Origin of the sequence: Benzoatithermus flavus (assembly GCF_037908215.1) — a bacterium.
GTDB lineage: Bacteria > Pseudomonadota > Alphaproteobacteria > Geminicoccales > Geminicoccaceae > Benzoatithermus > Benzoatithermus flavus.
This window is the reverse complement of sequence record NZ_JBBLZC010000035.1, coordinates 29,334-46,668: the sequence shown is the minus strand read 5'-3', so window position 1 is coordinate 46,668 and position 17,335 is coordinate 29,334. Positions and strand designations below refer to the sequence as shown.

17 protein-coding genes are annotated in these 17,335 nt (G+C 70.6%); 4 read left to right on the top strand and 13 right to left on the bottom strand.

Annotated features, from left to right (window positions below; genetic code table 11):
* Positions 1 to 121 precede the first annotated feature (121 nt).
* On the top strand, positions 122 to 979 hold the full coding sequence (locus U1T56_RS22115; protein ID WP_418161679.1) for a CheR family methyltransferase: 858 nt from the start codon (positions 122 to 124) through the stop codon (positions 977 to 979).
* 100 nt (positions 980 to 1,079) lie between these two features.
* On the opposite strand, the gene U1T56_RS22110 is transcribed toward U1T56_RS22115, so the two are convergent.
* The 13 genes from U1T56_RS22110 to U1T56_RS22050 form a co-directional block, all read right to left on the bottom strand.
* Positions 1,080 to 2,408, bottom strand: coding sequence for an NAD(P)/FAD-dependent oxidoreductase (locus U1T56_RS22110; RefSeq protein ID WP_418161678.1), 1,329 nt, complete (start codon positions 2,406 to 2,408; stop codon positions 1,080 to 1,082).
* Positions 2,409 to 2,443: 35 nt separating this feature from the next.
* Positions 2,444 to 3,109, bottom strand: a complete 666-nt coding sequence (larB, locus tag U1T56_RS22105) for a nickel pincer cofactor biosynthesis protein LarB (RefSeq protein WP_418161677.1) — start codon at positions 3,107 to 3,109, stop codon at positions 2,444 to 2,446.
* 4 nt (positions 3,110 to 3,113) lie between these two features.
* The gene (gene larE / locus U1T56_RS22100) at positions 3,114 to 3,899 is read right to left on the bottom strand and encodes an ATP-dependent sacrificial sulfur transferase LarE (protein WP_418161676.1); all 786 of its coding nucleotides are present in this window, start codon (positions 3,897 to 3,899) and stop codon (positions 3,114 to 3,116) included.
* Positions 3,896 to 5,098, bottom strand: coding sequence for a nickel pincer cofactor biosynthesis protein LarC (larC, locus tag U1T56_RS22095; RefSeq protein WP_418161675.1), 1,203 nt, complete (start codon positions 5,096 to 5,098; stop codon positions 3,896 to 3,898). The genes larE and larC overlap by 4 nt, the downstream gene beginning before the upstream one ends.
* Positions 5,091 to 6,398, bottom strand: a complete 1,308-nt coding sequence (locus tag U1T56_RS22090) for a nickel-dependent lactate racemase family protein (protein WP_418161674.1) — start codon at positions 6,396 to 6,398, stop codon at positions 5,091 to 5,093. The genes larC and U1T56_RS22090 overlap by 8 nt, the downstream gene beginning before the upstream one ends.
* A gap of 105 nt (positions 6,399 to 6,503) precedes the next feature.
* The gene (locus U1T56_RS22085) at positions 6,504 to 6,695 is read right to left on the bottom strand and encodes a hypothetical protein (protein WP_418161673.1); all 192 of its coding nucleotides are present in this window, start codon (positions 6,693 to 6,695) and stop codon (positions 6,504 to 6,506) included.
* A 161-nt stretch (positions 6,696 to 6,856) separates the two neighbouring features.
* Positions 6,857 to 7,324 (bottom strand): NUDIX hydrolase, encoded by a 468-nt coding sequence (locus U1T56_RS22080; protein WP_418161682.1) that lies wholly within the window; start codon positions 7,322 to 7,324, stop codon positions 6,857 to 6,859.
* A 63-nt stretch (positions 7,325 to 7,387) separates the two neighbouring features.
* Positions 7,388 to 8,104, bottom strand: a complete 717-nt coding sequence (locus U1T56_RS22075; RefSeq protein ID WP_418161672.1) for a hypothetical protein — start codon at positions 8,102 to 8,104, stop codon at positions 7,388 to 7,390.
* Between the two features lie 289 nt (positions 8,105 to 8,393).
* On the bottom strand, positions 8,394 to 9,221 hold the full coding sequence (locus U1T56_RS22070) for an endo alpha-1,4 polygalactosaminidase (protein WP_418161671.1): 828 nt from the start codon (positions 9,219 to 9,221) through the stop codon (positions 8,394 to 8,396).
* Between the two features lie 128 nt (positions 9,222 to 9,349).
* Positions 9,350 to 10,021, bottom strand: a complete 672-nt coding sequence (locus U1T56_RS22065; RefSeq protein WP_418161670.1) for a hypothetical protein — start codon at positions 10,019 to 10,021, stop codon at positions 9,350 to 9,352.
* 11 nt (positions 10,022 to 10,032) lie between these two features.
* The gene (locus tag U1T56_RS22060; RefSeq protein WP_418161669.1) at positions 10,033 to 10,569 is read right to left on the bottom strand and encodes a c-type cytochrome; all 537 of its coding nucleotides are present in this window, start codon (positions 10,567 to 10,569) and stop codon (positions 10,033 to 10,035) included.
* 64 nt (positions 10,570 to 10,633) lie between these two features.
* Positions 10,634 to 12,358 carry a PQQ-dependent dehydrogenase, methanol/ethanol family gene (locus U1T56_RS22055; RefSeq protein ID WP_418161681.1) on the bottom strand — a complete coding sequence of 575 codons (1,725 nt, stop codon included), beginning with the start codon at positions 12,356 to 12,358 and terminating at the stop codon, positions 10,634 to 10,636.
* 106 nt (positions 12,359 to 12,464) lie between these two features.
* A complete protein-coding gene (locus tag U1T56_RS22050; protein ID WP_418161668.1) occupies positions 12,465 to 12,974 on the bottom strand; it encodes a copper chaperone PCu(A)C in 510 nt (169 codons plus the stop codon).
* A gap of 39 nt (positions 12,975 to 13,013) precedes the next feature.
* Between U1T56_RS22050 and U1T56_RS22045 the strand changes: the two genes are divergently transcribed.
* The 3 genes from U1T56_RS22045 to U1T56_RS22035 are packed head-to-tail and all read left to right on the top strand — an operon-like array spanning position 13,014 to position 17,066.
* Positions 13,014 to 13,685, top strand: a complete 672-nt coding sequence (locus tag U1T56_RS22045; RefSeq protein ID WP_418161667.1) for a GntR family transcriptional regulator — start codon at positions 13,014 to 13,016, stop codon at positions 13,683 to 13,685.
* 57 nt (positions 13,686 to 13,742) lie between these two features.
* Positions 13,743 to 15,308 (top strand): class I adenylate-forming enzyme family protein, encoded by a 1,566-nt coding sequence (locus U1T56_RS22040; RefSeq protein WP_418161666.1) that lies wholly within the window; start codon positions 13,743 to 13,745, stop codon positions 15,306 to 15,308.
* A 3-nt stretch (positions 15,309 to 15,311) separates the two neighbouring features.
* Positions 15,312 to 17,066 carry a thiamine pyrophosphate-binding protein gene (locus tag U1T56_RS22035; RefSeq protein WP_418161665.1) on the top strand — a complete coding sequence of 585 codons (1,755 nt, stop codon included), beginning with the start codon at positions 15,312 to 15,314 and terminating at the stop codon, positions 17,064 to 17,066.
* Positions 17,067 to 17,335 lie beyond the last annotated feature (269 nt).

The following is a 17,335-nucleotide window of genomic DNA, read 5'->3' as shown; positions in this document are numbered from 1 at the left end:
GCGGCGCGGAGAGCGAGGACTACCGCTTCGAGCGGATCAGTGCCTGACGATGCGGACACGACCGGCCGGCGCGCCGAGCGCCGCAGATCCCGTGCTTTGGGACCGTCGCATCGGTCGAGCCATGATCACCACGCCGAGCGCCGTTCCAGCTTGGAGCCAGGCGAATCTCACGTTCGAGCAGTTCGAGCGGATCGCCGGCCTGATCACCACGGTCTGCGGCATCGTGCTCACGCCGGCCAAGTGCACCATGCTGGAGAGCCGGCTGCGGCGGCGGCTGCAGGCCAACGGGCTCGAGAGCTTCGCCGCCTATGTCGAGCTGCTCGCCGATCCGCAGCGCCGTGCGGGCGAGCTCCAGGCTCTGATCGATGCGGTCACCACCAACCACACCGCGTTCTGGCGCGAACCGGCGCACTTCGAGTTCCTGCAAGCAGGCGGCCTCGCAGCGCTTCTGCCCGAGATCGCCGACCGGCCGCTGCGGGCGTGGAGCGCTGCCTGCTCCTCCGGCGAGGAGCCCTATACGCTCGCCATGGTGCTGGCCGAGGCTCTGCCGGCGGTGAGCGAGCGCGGCTTCACGATCCTCGCCACCGACATCTCGACCGCCATGCTGCAGAAGGCGGCACGCGCGATCTATCGCGAGAAGGAGGTGGCGCCTCTGCCCGAGCGGCTGAAGGAGCGCCATCTCCTGCGGGAACGCGACGGCAGCGGCCTTTATCGCGTGAGACCCGAGCTGCGCCGCCGCGTGCGTCTGGCGCAGCTCAACCTGACCGATCGCATCTGGCAGCTCGGTGGGCCACAGGACCTGATCTTGTGCCGGAACGTGCTGATTTACTTCGGCCAGGGCACGCGCGAGCAGATCCTGCGCCGTCTCTGCCAGCATCTGCGGCCCGGCGGGATCTTGTGCCTCGGCCATGCCGACCACATCTTGGGCTGCACGCTGCCGCTCAGGATGCTGCGCGCCAACATCTATCAGCGCCTTTAGAGCTTGCTTCGGGCGTATCGGAAGCAACGGCGTGTCGATGGTGTCGGGCACCATCGACACGTGCCCGACGGAAGCGCTCCCGATCCGCCTGCTGGCGGCTCTAGATCCCGCTCGTCGGCTGCGGGCGGGAGCCGTCGGTGAAACGGCTGAACCGGAACGGCGTCGGGTCGACGACGGGCGTGTCGCCCGTGACCAGATCGGCCACGAGCCGCCCCGCGCCTGGACCGATGCCGAAGCCGTGGCCGGAGAAGCCGGTTGCGATCAGAAAGCCCGGCAGCGTCTCGACCGGCGAGATCACCGGCACGATGTCGGGCGTGACGTCGATCAGCCCAGCCCATTCCTGCACCACCCTGGCCTCCGCGAAGGCCGGGAACAGCCGGGCGAGCCCGCCCAGCGCCTCGCGGGTGAAGCGACTGTCCGGCAGGGGGTCGAGCACGCGCACCCGCTCGTAGGGCGAGGGCCGGTCGAGCGGCACGGGCTTCGCCTCGCGCCACTCCTGGAGGAAGCGCCCGTCGAGGCGGAGATGAAACGACGACCAGTCCATCCGGATCGCCGGCAGGAAGTCCCGGAAGAAGCGGAAGCTGTCGGGCACGATCGGCGCCACGTTGGCATGGCCGTTCGCGATCGTGTAGCCGCCGTCGAGCCGCTTTCGGAAGGCGGCAGCGCTGGTCCAGAGCGCCGTCTCGGGGGCACCCCCGAGCGGGGCCGTGCGCACCACGCTCGCCCGCACCTTGAGCTGCGGCAGGCGCAGGCCCAGGTCGCGGCAGAAGCGGCGCGACCAGGCGCCGCCGGCGAGCACCACCGTGCTGCAGGCGATCCGGCCGCGCTCGGTCACGGCGGCGGCCACGCGCCCGGCTTGCGTCTCGAGGCCGCGCACCGCGCAGTCGGTGAGCACCACCGCACCCTTGCGCCGGGCCGCGCGCGCGATGGCGGGTGCCGCCTTCTGTGGCTCGGCGCGGCCGTCGGTGGGCGACCAGAGGGCGGCCTTCCAGCGCTTAGACGTGCCGGGCATGATCTGCTCGAGCTCGGCGCCCGAGATCAGCCTCGTGTCGAGTTGGTAGAGGCGGGCCTGCTCGAGCCAGGCCTCGTAGCGTGCCAGGTCCGCTTCGCTCTCGGCGGCGAACAGGATGCCGGCCTGGCGAAATCCGGTCTCGGCCTCGACCCTTTCGTTCATTCCCTGCCAGAGCCGCATGCTCTCGATGATGAGCGGGATCTCGCGCGGATCGCGTCGCGCCTTCCGGCACCAGCCCCAGTTGCGGCTCGACTGCTCGCCGGCGATGTGGCCCTTCTCACACAGGACCACGGCCACGCCCCGCTCGGCGAGGCAGAGCGCCGTGCTCGTCCCGATGATGCCGCCGCCGACGATCACCACGTCGGTGCGCGGCGGAATCTTGCTGTCGGGTGTGACCGGATCGACCTGTGGACCCATGGCTCGGAGCAACCCTTCCCGCTCGCATCGTCGCCTCAGCGACCGTCCATGCCTCGCACGATCTTGAGCGCGGCACAGGCGGCGCCGAAGCCGTTGTCGATGTTGACGACCACCACACCGGGCGCGCAGGAGGCGAGGGCCGCGTTCAGTGCGGCGTGCCCGCCGGCCGCGACGCCGTAGCCGACCGAACGCGGCACCGCGATGACGAGGCCTTCGATCAGCCCGGCCAGCACGCTGAACAGGGCACCTTCGAGTCCCGCCACCGCGATCACGACCCGGCACGCCCGCAGCTCGGGCAGGCGCTCCATGAGCCGCCACAGGCCGGCGACTCCGACGTCGGCGATGGCGTCCGGCGTCTCGACTCCGTGGAACGCGAGCGTGCGCCTCGCCTCCTCGGCCACGGGCAGATCGGAGGTGCCGGCGCAGACGATGCCGACCGCCGCCTTCAGGCGCTCGGGCGGAGCATCGCCCAGGATCGCCGTGCGCGAGAGCGGATCGTAGTCGAGCGCTGCGCACGCTGCCGGATCGAGGCTCTCGAAGAGAGCCCGATCGAGCCGTGTGAGCAGGAGCCGCCGCCGGGCGGCAGCGGCCTCGGCCAGGATGGCGTCGATTTGGGCCGGGGTCTTGCCCGTGCACAAGACCGCTTCGCTGACCCCGGTGCGTGCCTCGCGCTTCCAGTCGAACGTGAAGCCTGCCGCCACGGTCTCAGCCCCGCAGGAAAGCCGATCCGCGCCGGTAGGGGCGCACCCCCAGGAATCTGCGGCCCGCCACGGCACAGGCCGCCGCCGCCCTGGCCGCGACCTCGGGCGAGCGGTCGAGAAGGGAGGAGCCGAGCTCGATCACCGCCCCGTCGTGCGTCACCCGGCAGCGCAGAACCGCAGAAGGGCCGAGCAGCCCGGCGAGCTCGGCCTCGATCGCGCCGATGAAGCGAAGATCCTCTTCCGTCACCGCGAGCCCGGTCTCGATACGGCTCGCAAGACAAGGCTGGGCCGGAAGAGCGGCGAGGTCGTCCAGACCCAGCGCACGGGCGAGCCCGGTGATCCCGGCCTTGCCGATCCCGGCCTCGACGTAAGGATGGACGACGCCGCGCTCGGCCGCGGCCTCAAGGCCGGGGCGGAAGTCGCCGAGATCGTCCGTGTTGGTGCCGGATGCGATCACGGCGTCGGTGGCGGCGCGGATGCGCTCGTAGAGATTGGACTTGCAGAAGTAGCAGCGGTTCAGGGGATTGGCGACGTAGCGCGGATCCCCGAGCTCGCCCGCATCGAGCAGGACGAGGTTCCAGGCGTGCGCTGCCGCATGGCGTTCGAGGCGCTCCCTGGCGCTTGCCGGCACCGCCGGCGAGACCGCGTGGAACAGGGTGGGCTTCGTGGCCGCGAAGCGGTGCGCCACGTGCGCGAGCGTCATGCTGTCCTGACCGCCGCTCACCGCAAGGGCCAGGGATCCGTGCCGGTCCAGCACCGCCACGAGCCGATCCAGGGCAGAGGCGCTCATGATTCCTCCATCCCGAGCGCTCGCCGTTCGGCTTCGGCCCGGCGCCGGCGGCGGGCGGCGAGACCGGGCAGGCCGCCGGCATCGTCGCTCTCGGCCTTGGCGGTCGTGCTGCCGTCCGGCCGGTCGGCCAGCTTCACCCGCAAGGTGGCATCCTCCAGCGCCACGTCCGCCGTGCGGCGCGCAAGGACGGCGCGCACCTCGAGCCGGCGCCGCACGCCCAGCGTGGTCGTCTCGGCGAAGCACGCGGCCAGCGCCGCATCCACCGCCTCGGGCCGCACCAGCACGCGAAAGCCGTGGAGCGGTCTGCCCTTCTTGCCGAACCGCGACCCCACCGAGGCGTCGAGCACGCCCCCGACGGCGCGTAAGCCATCGAGCGCCATCCCGATCTCCTCGCCGGTCATGTCGTCGACCTCGAACTCGAGCACGGCGACCACGTCGCTGCCGGCGCCGGCCGGCGCCAGCACCAGGGCGCGCAGCAGGTTCGGCAGGCCCGGCAGCTCGCGCGTGCCGGCCCCTAAACCCGTCGCGACGAGCCGGCCCGTCGGGCGCCGCATCGGGCTGCCGCCCGGCACGAGATGGCGCAGGATCGCGGCACCCGTCGGCGTCACGCGCTCGCCGCCGATGCCGTCGTCGCGCCAGGCGAAGCCTTCGAGAATCGCGAGCGTGGCCGGGGCGGGTACCGGCAGGCGGCCGTGCCGTGTCGCCACCGTGCCCGAGCCGAGCGGCAGGTCCGAGACGCTCCAGACGGCACCCTCGAGCCGGCCGACGATGCTGCCGGCCGCCACCACGTCCAGCACGGAGTCCCAGTCGGCGAGCTCGTGGAAATGAACCTCCTCGAGCGGGACACCGTGGACCTCGGCCTCTGCCGCGGCGATCACCTCGAGGATCGCCAGTGCGTGGCGCACGGTCGCCGGTGCCAGGCCGACGGCACCGATCAGCCGGGCGAGATCGGGCCAGGCGCCGGTCGGCACGGCGGCACCCTGGTCCTTCTCCCAGCGCAGGCGGCGGACCCTGATGCCGCCGCTCGTTCCCGTCTCCAGCCGCGGGCGAGGCAGGGCCACGGGCAGGATGCGGTCGAGCTCCGCCATGACCGGCGCTGTCAGCTCGGGCAGCGCGTCCAGCATCGCCGCCACGAACATGTCGCCGGCGATGCCGCCCACGGCGTCGAGATGGATATGGCGCGGCACCGGCTCAGCCATGACCACCCGCGGCATAAAAGGGCACCACGTAGGGCCCCTCGGGGATCACGGCCACGGCCGGATCGCCCGAGCGGGCGATGCTGCGCGCCACGGCCTCGTCCAGCGATTCCACGATCTCGACCCCGGTGAGCCGCCGCTCCTCGGGCAGAAGGCCGGTAGTGTAGAGCTGGATCTTTCCGAGCCGCATCGGCTTGAGCTGCATCTCGGTCTGCCACTCGTCGACGTCGGCCAGCGTCTTCTCGGTGAGCGTGCGCAAGAAAGCATCCGGCCCCAGCGCCACGAGCCGGGCCTGCGCGTCGCGGAACTCGGGCGAGCCCATGCCCTCCGAGCAGGCCGAGGCGACGATGAGCGTGCCGCCGGGCTCGAGGACGTCCATGGGTGTGACCATCCCCTTGATCGTCTGATAGTAGGTGCGGTCCAGAGGATAGCCCGCGGCCGAGGTCACGACGGTCTTGAAGCGGCGCGGCACCGGGATCGCCGTGCCGTCGCGCACGAAGGCGACGGCGGCGAGGTGGCTCTCGACGATCTCGCCGAAGGTGACGTGGACGAGATCCCGGTCCTCGTCGAGGACGGTGTTGAGGGCATAGACCTCGCCCAGCATCCGGACGATCTCGAGCTGCTCCTCGTGGAGCGGGTTGCGCTCGAGATTGCACTGGACCGCCAGCGGGTCCTCCATGAAACGGGCGCTGTGGAAGGTACGGATCGTGTCCTCGTGGGCGATGCCGGGTGCCACCACCTTGCGTCCGCCCGACCAACCGGCCATGAAGTGCGGCTCGACCAGGCCGGTCGCGATCTTGAGGTCGGCCTCGACGAAGCGCCGGTCGAGCTTGACCGGCACGCCGCGCGTGTGGGTGCGACCGAGATCGACGTGGTCGGCCGCGTTGCGGGCGAAGTGGTTCTCGACCCTGACGTTCGCGAGCACCCAGGGATCGCCCACGAGTTCCTCGAGCTCGGTGCCCTCGTTCGGCCGGTGCAGGCCGGTGGCGACCAGCACGGTGATCCGCTCGCGCGGCACGCCGCCCGCGAGCAGCAGCTCGATCATCGGCCGCAGGAACAGCCGGTTCGGCACGGGCCGCGTGATGTCGCAGATCAGGATGCAGGCGCTGCGGCGCCCCTTGGCCAGCTCGGCGAAGGGCAGGGCCGCCACCGGGCAGGCCAGAGCCTCGTGGATGGCCGCGACCGGTTCCGGCAGCTTCGGGAACGGCCGCTTCCTGATCACGGTGGCCGTGACGCCCGGAGGCAGGCGAAGCGTCAGGTGCGAGCGGTCGAACGCGAGATCGACGGTCTGAAGGTCTGGCATGGGCACGGGCTCGCCACCGGTTCGTCGGAGCCGAGGACCGAGAGCCCCGGCCGTCTCCAGCCCGTCTCTTAAGCCCGATCGGGCGCTTTGGCGAGCCCGCTGCCGTCAGGCCTCGGGGGAGGATTCCGGCTCGGATCGACGGCCGAGCATCGTCTCGAGCCGCTCGCGCACCAGCTTGAAGGTCTCGGCCGCCTCCTCGGCGTCGCTGCCCGGGTTGAGCATCCCGCTGGCCAGAATGGCGGTCAGCAGATCGAGCTTGTCGTCGTGATCGATCCCGATGGTGCTGTCGTTCGGCAAGGGGCATCTCCTGTCCGCGATGCCGGTCTGGCCGTTCCGAGCGGATGGCGGCGACCGCGCCGGCACCCCGCCTGTAGCATCGCTCGTCCCGGCGGCTCGCGGCCCTCTTGTCACATCGGCCCGGAGTCGGGCGCGACGGATGGCAGCAGACCGGAACGGCCTCAGGTTTCGGGCGCCGCGAGACCGAGCAGGAGCGTCACGAGACCTCCCTCCTCGACCAGCATCGCCGCCTCGGCAGGCGTGAACCAGCGCGTCTCGCGCTGGCCACGCTCCGGCCAGTCCTCGAGCTGGCGCGAGACCGCGAGCGGGAACACGACGACCTCGCACGGCACGGACTTCGTCGCCTTCTTGCCGCGAAACTGCTTGAGATAACGATAGCTGCCGATCGGCTTCCGGCCGATCTCGCCCACGAGGCCCGCTTCCTCGAAGGCTTCCTTCGCCGCGAGCACGTGCGGCTCCACGCCCTTCTCGGCCCAGCCTTTCGGGATGACCCAGCGACGTGTCTCGCGCGAGGTGACCAGCATGACCAGACGCTCCCCGTCGGGACCGACGGCGAGTGGAAGCGCGGCATATTGCCGGCGTGGGCGGCGCTTGGCTACGGCGGAGCCTCCCTTCTCGTGGTCGAGCAGCGGGGCCGATCCGCTACTCCATCATCGGTTCGCTGACAACGGCCATTTCCGGTCGGTCGCCGGTCAGAACAGGCTGAGCTGCCCCGGCACGGGCGGCCGGCGCCGCTGACGCCGACGCAGGACGGCAGCGGCGCCGGCCGGGGCAGGGCGATCGGCTGGCGCGCGCATAGCGGCGAGGCAGCGTGCGAACGGCTCCAGATCGTAGGCCGTGGCATGCAGCCGGCGGCGGGCCGCCACGATGCGCCAGGCCGCGTCGGTGACGCGGTAGCGCCGCATGGCCGGCTCGAGCAGCTCGTCGCCGGGCACGATCTCGATCAGGCGCCGGCGTCGGGTCAGGCCCGTGAAGCGGCTGCGCGCGAGCGGCACCTCGCGGTTGTCGCCGGGAAGATGACGGCAGGCCGCCAGGACTTCGCTCAGCCGCAGCGGCCCGAACTCGGCCAGGGCCTCGAGCATGGCCAGCCATTCGAGGCCAATCCGCTCCAGCAGCGTCCGCTCGACCGCGACCGGCTTGCGCGGCCGGCAGAGCTGCTCGCGGAGCACGAGGCCGGCGGGCGTCGGCAGAAGGAGGAGAGGGCGGCCGTCGAGGCTCACCTCGTCGGCGAGCCGGAGATCGAGAAGCTGCTCGACGAAGCGCGCCCAGCCGGGCGTGCGGCCGCCGACGGCGCGGGCGAGGCTGGCCTCGTCGACCGGGCGATCCGCGGGCATGGCGGCAAGCAGCGCCAGCGTGCCGCGCATGTAGGGCCGGACCACCACCTCCTCGTTCGGGTCCTGCATCGCCATCGCGGCGGTCGTTCTCGCTGCGCACGAACGACCGGCCATTCCGGCCGGGTTCGGGCGGATCGGCAAGGGGCGCTTCTCCTGCCGCGCTCGTCCTTTCGGCGCCGGCTTCGGACCCGCAGCGCCGCCAGCGCCGTCCTCGGGCTTCGCCGCCATCCGGCGGCGGCGCACCCGCCTGCTCATGCTTCAACCACAGGGATGTGCATGGTTTTGTGGATAAGTCGTGGAGAACCGTCGTGCAAGCGGGAATTTCCTGCACGCGGCCGTAGCTTCGGGAGATCGCGTCGAAGTTTCAGGCCGGGCAGCGGCGATGCAGCCGGCCGGTGAGGGTCCTGGTCTTGAAGAGGAGGGGTATTTCGGCTCGCGTGGCCGCGGCGCAAAGCGCGGCCATGCGGGAGGCGATATTGGTGTAGGCCACGAGCCAGACGGGCTTTCCGGCCGCCCGGTAAGGCCGGGCGGCTTCCACGCAGCTTGCCAGGGCGATGCAATCCGCCGCGACCAGGAAGTCGAATGCCGGCGCGAACGTCGCGGCCTGCTCGGGATCGCTCGTGATCCCGGCCGCGAGCCCGCGCGTGCGCGCCGCATCCGCCAATCTTTTGGCGAAGGTGAGCTGCTGCTCGGCGGTGAGCGGGAAGCCGGCCCCCGGTCGCGCGTAGCCGTCGAGCCCGGCCAGGAGCACGCCTTTGAACCCGCGCTCCCGGCAGAGGTCGAGCCGGTGCTCGAGCAGAGGCAGAACGGCGGGATGGCTCGGGTCGAGCCAGCGTTCGCCCGGCCGACCGGGGCGATTGCGCCCGAGTGCCGTCTGCGGGAAGGCGTAGGCGTCCGGACGCCAGCCTTCCCACGAGCCGGCGGACATCCAGCAGACGGCGGCGACACCACGCGCCTCGAGCTGGTGCACCCGGTCCGCAGGCGTCTGGAAGAGATCGAGCACGAGGACGTCGCTCCGGCGGGCGAGATCGAAAGGCGGGAGGAGCTGGAGATCGACGCGCTGACCGGGGTCGGGCCGCCACGGCGCCTCGGCGGCTGCGGCCGAAAGCAGGGGAGCCGCGCACGAGAAGGCGAGCAGGACCATGGCGGCCAAGCGGCGGACGGCTCGATCGGGAATCAGGCGAAGCGACATGCCGGGGTCTCGGCGCGGTCGTGATTGTTCCGACCTTGCCCTCGCCGTGCGCGACGGGCAGTGAGGATCGTCACATCACGGCAGCGCCCGCCGACGAGGCAGCCCGAACTGCCCGACGTTCCCGCCCGTCAGCCCTCGCGGAGGATGGTGAACCGGGTCTCGCCGACGAACTGTCTGAGCTCCTCGCCCGAGTGCCGGAGCAGCTCGCGCTCGAGCACGAGGCGGCGTCCGTCCGCCCGCTTCTCGCAATGCTCCTTGATGAACGTGCCCCCGACCGGCGCCTCGTCGCCCGTGGGCGGGGCGCTGCTGCAGACCCAGCCTTCCTCGCCGTAGCGGGCCTTGACCTGATTGGCGAACAGGAACGCCTTCTTGCGCAGGTAGAGCCGGGCCTTGGGGTCGGTTCGCATCTCGAGGCCGTCGACCCGGCCATCGTCGCCGACGAGCAGGGTCAGAAGGACCGGATGCCCGGCCACCTTCGTCCCCTGGTATTTGTCGTCGAGCGGGCCCAGAACGTTGGAGCGCTCGTCGTAGCCGAAGGCGATGGCATGGAGCCCGTGTTCGTCCCGCGGGCAGGTCGCGTATTCGGCCCAGCCATGGAGCTTGCGTTCCGGGTCGGCGGCGCAGGCGAAGCCGGCATAGCCCTCGGTCGGCAGATCCGCCACCCTCATGCCGACGCGAATCTCGCGCAGATCGTTGCCGGCAGGATAGTCTCCCGCGCGTGCCGGACCCGCGAGCGCGCCTGTGATCGCGACCGCTGCGATCAGAACCTGCCGCGTGCCCGGCCCGCTTCGACGCGGCATCTTCCTCATCCTCACTCTCCGACCTTCGCGGCCTCTGGGGCTGCACCACCAGGCCGATATTCCCCGCACGTCCGGGCGCCGGCACCCCAGAAGGCCTCGCAGTCGGCGAGGGTGGGATCACCTTTGCCCTGCACGTGCGCGATCACGTAATCCACGACCGCCTCGATCTCCTTCGGCCGCAGGAAACGGTTGGCTTCCGGTGGCGCATCCTGGCCGAGGTCGGCCTTCTTGAGCCCGTAGCAGGCGCCGTCGGCATAAGCGTCGCGCTTGTGCGACGGCATCCCGGTGCCGGGCCGGCCGCAACCGACGACCTCGACGAGGTGGGCACGGTCGAGCTGGGTCTGACGCAGAGACAGGGCAGCACCGCCGTACCCGCCGCCACCGCCGCCGTGCCATTTGTGGCAGCCGGCGCAGGCCTCCTTGAAGACCTTCTGGCCCTCGTCGGCCTTCGGCGCCATTGGCTGCGCCCCCACTGGGCATCCCGCGGCACCGGCGAGCAGCCCTGCAAGGGCGAGCGCCAGAACCAGGCAGGCATTCGTTCGTCCCATTCCCGTCTCCTCGCCACAACCGGGCGGGCGCCGGCCTCCCGACGCCCGCCCTTCGCCGCCTGCCCTAGAGAGCGAAGACGAACAGCATCGAGCCCGGCTGCATGCTCTTGAGCTCGGGCGTGGAATCGATGAACCACTTGTCCCAGGCACCACCCACGCCGGCCAGAATCGCCACGTACTGCTTGCCGTCGACCACGAAGGTCATCGGCGGGGCGTTGAGGCCGGAGCCCGTGTTGAACTCCCAGAGCTTCTCGAGCGTCTTGGCGTCGTGCGCCGTGATCTCGCCCGAGGGATGACCGGTGAAGACGAGATCGGGTGTCGCCAGCATCCCGCCCAGGAGCGGGTAGGGTGTTTCCAGCTTTCCGGCGATCTTGCCGGTCGCGACGTCGACGGCGGTGATGCTGCCGGTGATGCGCTCGGGCTGCTTCGGACCGCCGCCGGTGAAGAACTCCCTGGGCTTGAAGGACTCGCCCGGAACCGCTGGTTTGACGGTGATCTGGTTGCAGCTCTCGATCACCGGGATGTACCAGAGCTTGAGATCGGGGTTGTAGGCCGTCGGCGGCCAGTTCTTGCCGCCCATGTTGCCGGGGCAGATCGTGGCGACCGTGTTGGTGCGGTCCGGCTTGCCGAGATAGGGCTGGATCGGCTTGTTGGGATCGTACTCCATGGGCTTGCCGGTCTTGGGATCGAGCCCCTTGGTCCAGGAGACCCGCTTCACGAACGGCATGCCCCACACGAATTGTCCGTTGCTGCGGTCGAGCGCGTAGGCGAAGCCGTTGCGGTCGGCCTCGATCGCGAGTTTCTTCCCGTCGGGCAGGTCGACCAGAACCTTCTCCGACACGCTGTCGTAGTCGAACGGGTCGTTGGGCGTGTGCTGGAAGTGCCACTTGATCCTGCCGGTGTCGGCGTCGAGCGCCAGCGTGCTGTCGGTAAAGAGATTGTCGCCCGGCCGGTACTCGTGATCCCAGTCGGGACCGGGGTTGCCCACACCCCAGTAGAGCGTGTTCGTGGCCGGGTCGTAGCTGCCGGTGACCCAGGTCGAACCGCCGCCGGTCGCGGCCGCGTTGTGCTCGTCCTGCCAGGTCTCGCTGCCGGGCTCACCCTTGGCCGGGATGGTGTAGGTGCGCCAGATCTCTTTGCCGGTCTTGAGATCGGTGGCCGCGATCCAGCCGCGAATCCCGTACTCGGCGCCGGCGACGCCGGTGATCGCCATGTCCTTGACTACCAGCGGCGCCCCGGTGATCACCTCGCCCTTGTCCGGGTCGGCGAGCTGTGCCTGCCAGGCCACGTCGCCGGTCTTCTTGTCCGTGGCGATCAGGCGTCCGTCGAGCGTGTGCGAGATGACCTTGTCGTTCCAGAGCGCCACGCCGCGATTGTCCACGCCGCAGCACGCCACTGCCCCGGCCCAGTCCTTGTCGGTCTTGGGGTCCATCTTCCAGACGAGTTTGCCGCGGCCGCCGTGCGCGTCGATCTTGTAGACCGAGCCCCAGCCATCGGTGACGTAGAGGAAGCCGTCCTCGGCGAGCGGCGTGCCCTCGAGCCCGCCATGGGTCCAGATGCCGCCGCCTTCCACGCCGCCCAGCGCCATGGTCCAGGCGACCTTCAGGTTCTTGACGTTCTCGCGGTTGATCTGATCGAGCCGGGCGAAGCGATGCGCCGCATAGTTGCGATGGTGGAGCAGCCAGTTGCCCTCTTCCTTGTCGGGATTGAGCAGGCGGTCCTGGGTGACCGGCGCGTCGGCTGCTCGGGCCGAGGCCGCGGCGAGGCCGCAGGTCAGGGCGAGAGCCAGCACCGAGCAGCATGTCGAACGAGACCAGCTTGTCACGATGATCGCCTCCCTGTTGCGATGCTCTTGTCTGGAGCGAGGAGCATATACGAGACTCGGCGCGCCCGTGTCATGGTGCCGATAGCGGATTTCCGGTCACGACTCTGATCTCCGCCTGCGTCGGGCCAGCGTTCCTGAAGGAAAGCGTGCAGGAGAACGTCTCCCCCGCCTTCAGCGGCCGCGTCGTCTGCAGCAACATCAGGTGATAGGCGCCCGGCTCGAGCACGACGGTTTCGTTGGCCGGGATCGGGATCGCCTTGATCTCGCGGGCGTGCGGGCTTCCCTCGCCGTAATCGGTCGTGCGCTTCTCCGAGAACTGCGCCACCGGACAGCGGAATCGGAGCAGCGCGTCCGCCTCGGCTCCCGTGTTCGCGATCGTCATGTAGAGCGGATGGTCGATTCCGGTCTCGGCCACGGCCGGCGTCCAGGCCTGCGAGACCTCGATCGAGCCGGCAGCCGCCGCCTCGGTCGCGAGCACCGACACTGCCCATGCGAAGGACGCGATCGGCCATATCGATCGTTGCCGCACCCTTGCCTGCCTCCCTGCTGCCGAGCACTCGGTCTTGACGCCGTACCGCATTCCGAATACGGAATGCAAGGCTGAAATGATGGAGCCAGCATGAACCCTCTCACGCCCCGGCCGAGCCTCGTGGGGCAGGCTTACGAGGCGATCTTGGACGAGATCTGCGAGGGCGCGATCCCGGCCAACACCCATCTCGTGCAGGAAGCGCTCGCCGCACGGCTCGGCGTCTCGCGCCAGCCGGTCCAGCAGGCTCTTCTGCTGCTGAAGAACGACGGCGTGCTCCTGGATGCCGGCCGGCGCGGGCTGATGGTGGCACCCTTGGATCCCCGGACGGTAAGGCATCACTACCAGGTCCGGGCGGCGCTCGAGGCGCTGGCAGCCCGCCTCGCGGCCGGCCGGTGCGCGGCATCGCCCGCCGAGGCGGCCAGGATCGGCCGGGCAGGAGAAGAGATCCTCGCGGCCGGCGAGGCGGCCGTGGTGGCGGGCTCGGTCCGCGAGATGGTTGCAAGGGACGTCGAATTCCACAGGTTCCTCTACGATGCATCCGGCAATCCCGTGCTCGGGCCGACCGCACAGGTCCACTGGCGCTACCTGCGACGGGTGATGGGCGAGGTGCTGCGCATCGCCAGGCAGCCTCCGGCCACCTGGCGACAGCACCGCGAGATCCTGGAGGCGGTGCGGCGCGGTGACGAGGAGGCCGCTGCAAACCTGGCGTCGCGCCACGTCGAGGAGGCCGCCTCGCGTCTCACGAGCAGCCTGGAGCACTAGATACGAGAAGGGGGAGGCATCGATGAGGAAGACGACGGCGGCCGCGCCAGGCCGGCCATGAAGAATCTCCTGACCCTGGGGCAGATGCTCGCGGCGCACGCCCGCCTCTTCCCCGATCGGACGGGTACCCGCGATCTCGAGCGCACCATGACCTTCCGGCAGTGGAACGAGCGCGCCTGCCGGCTCGCCAATGCGCTCTCGGGTCTCGGCCTCACGAAGGGCGATCGCGTCGCGGTTCTCGCCTACAACTGCCTCGAGTGGGCGGAGATCTATGCGGCGACCGCGAAGGCGGGCCTGGTCGCGGTCCCGATCAACTTCCGCCTCACCGCCCCGGAAGCCCGCTACATCCTGGAGAACGCCGAGGTCTCGGCGCTCGTCGTCCAGGACGAGCTCGTGGATCTCGTCGAGGCGATGGGTACGGCCCTTCCGATCCCGACCGGAAACCTCGTCCACTTCGGCGAGCGCCCGTGCCCTGCCGGCTGGCGCGCTTACGAGGACCTGATCGCGGCCGCCGGCGACGCCGAGCCCGATCAGCAGGTCTCGCCGGCCGATCCCTGGACGCTCATGTACACCTCCGGCACCACGGGCAGGCCCAAGGGTGTCATCCGCAGCCACAAGGGCAGCGCCCTCCTCTCGCTCGTCACCGCGATCGAGCTCAAGATCGACCGGAACGACGCGGCACTCCTCGTCATGCCGATGTGCCACGCGAACTCGCTCTACTTCTTCGGTGCGTTCGGCTACTGCGGCGCTCTGACGACCATCTATTCGCGCAAGAGCTTCGATCCCGAGCACTGCGTGCGGACACTCGCCGAGGAGGGGGCGACCTTCACCTCGCTCGTCCCGACCCATTACATCATGCTGCTCGGCCTGCCGGCCGCCGTCCGCGAGCGGTACGACCTCGGCCGGGTCACGAGGCTCATGATCTCCTCGGCCCCGGCGCGCCAGGACACGAAGCGCGCCGTGATGGAGATGTTCCGCAACTCCGGCCTCTACGAGCTCTACGGCTCGAGCGAGGCCGGCTGGGTCACCATGCTGCATCCCGAGGAGCAGTTCACGAAGCTGGGCTCGGTCGGGCGCGAATGCATCGGCTCGGTGCCGATCAGGCTTCTCGACGAGAACGGTGAGGAGGTGCCGGACGGCGAGCCCGGCGAGCTCTATTCCTCGACCCCCTACACCTTCGACGGCTACTGGAAGCTGCCCGAGAAGACGAACGAGGCGTTCCGGGGCGAATACTGCACGGTCGGCGACATGGCCCGCCGCGATGCGGACGGCTACATTCACCTCGTCGACCGCAAGAGCAACATGATCATCTCCGGCGGCGAGAACGTCTACCCGTCGGAGGTGGAAGCGGTCCTGAGCACCCATCCGGCGGTCAGGGATCTCGCCGTCATCGGGCTGCCCGATCCGACCTGGGGCGAGCGCGTCCATGCGGTCGTCGTCCTGCGCGACGATGCGACCGCGACCGAGGCCGAGCTCCTCGATTGGTGCAAGGACCGGATCGCCGGCTACAAGCGCCCGCGCTCCCTCACGTTCCTGCGCGAGGAGGAGATGCCGCGCACCGCCACCGGCAAGATCCTGCATCGGGCCTTGAAGGCGCGGCTCACGAGCGAACAGGGAGGCTGACACGTGCACGAGGCTTCGAGCGGCACCATCGACCTCAATGCCGACACGGGCACCTGTGCGGCCTGGATAGCGCGCTTCCTCGAAGCGCGCGGGGTGGACCGGGTGTTCGGCCTGCAGGGCGGCCACATCCAGCCAATCTGGGACCACGTGGCGCGCCTCGGCATCCGCATCGTCGACGTCCGCCACGAGGGGGCCGCGGTCCACATGGCGCACGCCCACGCCGAGCTGACCGGCAGCCTCGGCGTCGCCATGGTCACGGCCGGCCCCGGTGTCACGAACACCGTGACGGCGGTCGCCAACGCCTCGCTGGCCAGGGCGCCGGTCCTGGTCCTAGGCGGCTGCCCGCCGCGTCCCCAGGCCAACATGGGCCCGCTCCAGGACATCCCCCACGCCGACATCCTGCGGCCGGTGACCCGCCTCGCGCGCACGCTCCGCGTCGCCGAGCAGGTCCTGCGCGAGCTCGACGAAGGGGTGGCGCGGGCGCTGGGCGATCTCGGCGAGCCCGGCCCGATCTATCTCGAGATCCCGACCGATGTGCTGCGCGAGCGCGTCCCGCCGGCGCTGGTGCTGGACGAGTGGCTCGAGCCCAAGCCCGCGCGCACGCTGCCGCCCGATCCTGCGGCCGTGGCCGCGGCGGTCGAGGTCTTGTGGTCGGCGCGGCGTCCGCTCGTCGTCACCGGCCGGGGGGCGAGGGGGGCCGGCGAGGAGCTGGTGCGGCTGCTCGATGCGACCGGCGCCCTCTATCTCGACACCCAGGAGAGCCGCGGGCTCGTGCCGGCCGAGCACGCGTCCGTTGTCGGTGCCGTGCGGGCCGCGGCGATGAGCCAGGCCGATCTCGTGCTCCTGATCGGCCGCAAGCTCGACTACCAGCTCGGCTACGGCTCGCCCGCCGTGTTCCCGCACGCGCGCTTCGTGCGCATCGCCGACAATGCCGGCGAGCTCGTCGACAACCGGCGCGGCCGGCCCGAGATCCTGGCCTCGCCGCGCCTGGCGCTGCGGGCGATCGTCGAGGCTGCCGGCAACCGCGCGCCGAACGTCGACCGGGAGTGGGCCGACGGGTTGCGCCGCAAGCACCGCGAGCGTGCATCGGCGCCCGCCGGTGGCGAGCTCACCGGTGCCGACGGCAAGATCCATCCCGCCCGGATCTTCGATGCCATCGCTCAAGTGGCCGAGCCCGACTACATCGCTATCGCCGACGGTGGCGACATCCTGAGCTTCGCCCGGGTCGGGCTGACGTCCCGCACCTACATGGATGCCGGCGCCTTCGGCTGCCTCGGTGTGGGCGTGCCGTTCGCGATCGCGGCGGCGCTGGCCTTTCCCGGCCGACAGGTGATCTCGGTCAACGGCGACGGCGCCTTCGGCCTGAACGCCATGGAGATCGACACTGCGGTCCGGCACGGGGCGAAGGCGGTCTTCATTGTCGCGAACAACGCCGCCTGGAACATCGAGCGCTACGATCAGGAGGCGAACTATGGCGGCCGGGTCGTCGGCACCACGCTCCGGCATTCCGACTACGCCGCGATGGCGCGAGCGCTCGGCGCTCACGGCGAGCGGGTGGAGGACGCCCGTGACCTGCCCGCGGCGCTGAGCCGGGCGCTGGCGAACGCGCCCGCGCTGGTCGACGTGGTGACCTCGCAGCGGGCGGTCTCTTCCGATGCGAGAAAGGGTCTGGGCTTCGTCCCGGACTACCAGGCTCTGTCCGCCTGGGACGAGGCGGAGCGTCGGCGCCGGAGCGAGCCGGAAAGCGGTACCGCGTGAAGGACGGCCCATGAGCACGATCCGTGTAGCCGCCTCGCCTTCGCCGGCTCCAGCGCGCCGCTGATCCGGATCGGCGCCTGCGGGGGCGCGGTCGAGCTCGGCCCGATGCCGCGCAACGGCGCGCACGGATGCGGCACGAGCGTCTACTTCCGCGATCCGCACGGCTCCCTGCCCGAGTTCGTCCTCCATCCCCTGCCATGAAGCGCGGGCGGGCAGCCGAGGAGTGTACCGCCGCTTCGTCGGCTCGTCCGCCCGATGGTCCTGCCCGA

Bases quoted from the DNA above. Each gene is read 5' to 3' on its own strand.
- U1T56_RS22115 (WP_418161679.1), top strand. From the start codon at position 122: ATGATCACCACGCCGAGCGCCGTTCCAGCTTGGAGCCAGGCGAATCTC.
- U1T56_RS22110 (WP_418161678.1), bottom strand. From the start codon at position 2,408: ATGGGTCCACAGGTCGATCCGGTCACACCCGACAGCAAGATTCCGCCG.
- larE (WP_418161676.1), bottom strand. From the start codon at position 3,899: ATGAGCGCCTCTGCCCTGGATCGGCTCGTGGCGGTGCTGGACCGGCAC.
- larC (WP_418161675.1), bottom strand. From the start codon at position 5,098: ATGGCTGAGCCGGTGCCGCGCCATATCCATCTCGACGCCGTGGGCGGC.
- U1T56_RS22090 (WP_418161674.1), bottom strand. From the start codon at position 6,398: ATGCCAGACCTTCAGACCGTCGATCTCGCGTTCGACCGCTCGCACCTG.
- U1T56_RS22075 (WP_418161672.1), bottom strand. From the start codon at position 8,104: ATGGCGATGCAGGACCCGAACGAGGAGGTGGTGGTCCGGCCCTACATG.
- U1T56_RS22070 (WP_418161671.1), bottom strand. From the start codon at position 9,221: ATGTCGCTTCGCCTGATTCCCGATCGAGCCGTCCGCCGCTTGGCCGCC.
- U1T56_RS22065 (WP_418161670.1), bottom strand. From the start codon at position 10,021: ATGCCGCGTCGAAGCGGGCCGGGCACGCGGCAGGTTCTGATCGCAGCG.
- U1T56_RS22060 (WP_418161669.1), bottom strand. From the start codon at position 10,569: ATGGGACGAACGAATGCCTGCCTGGTTCTGGCGCTCGCCCTTGCAGGG.
- U1T56_RS22050 (WP_418161668.1), bottom strand. From the start codon at position 12,974: ATGCGGTACGGCGTCAAGACCGAGTGCTCGGCAGCAGGGAGGCAGGCA.
- U1T56_RS22045 (WP_418161667.1), top strand. From the start codon at position 13,014: ATGAACCCTCTCACGCCCCGGCCGAGCCTCGTGGGGCAGGCTTACGAG.
- U1T56_RS22040 (WP_418161666.1), top strand. From the start codon at position 13,743: ATGAAGAATCTCCTGACCCTGGGGCAGATGCTCGCGGCGCACGCCCGC.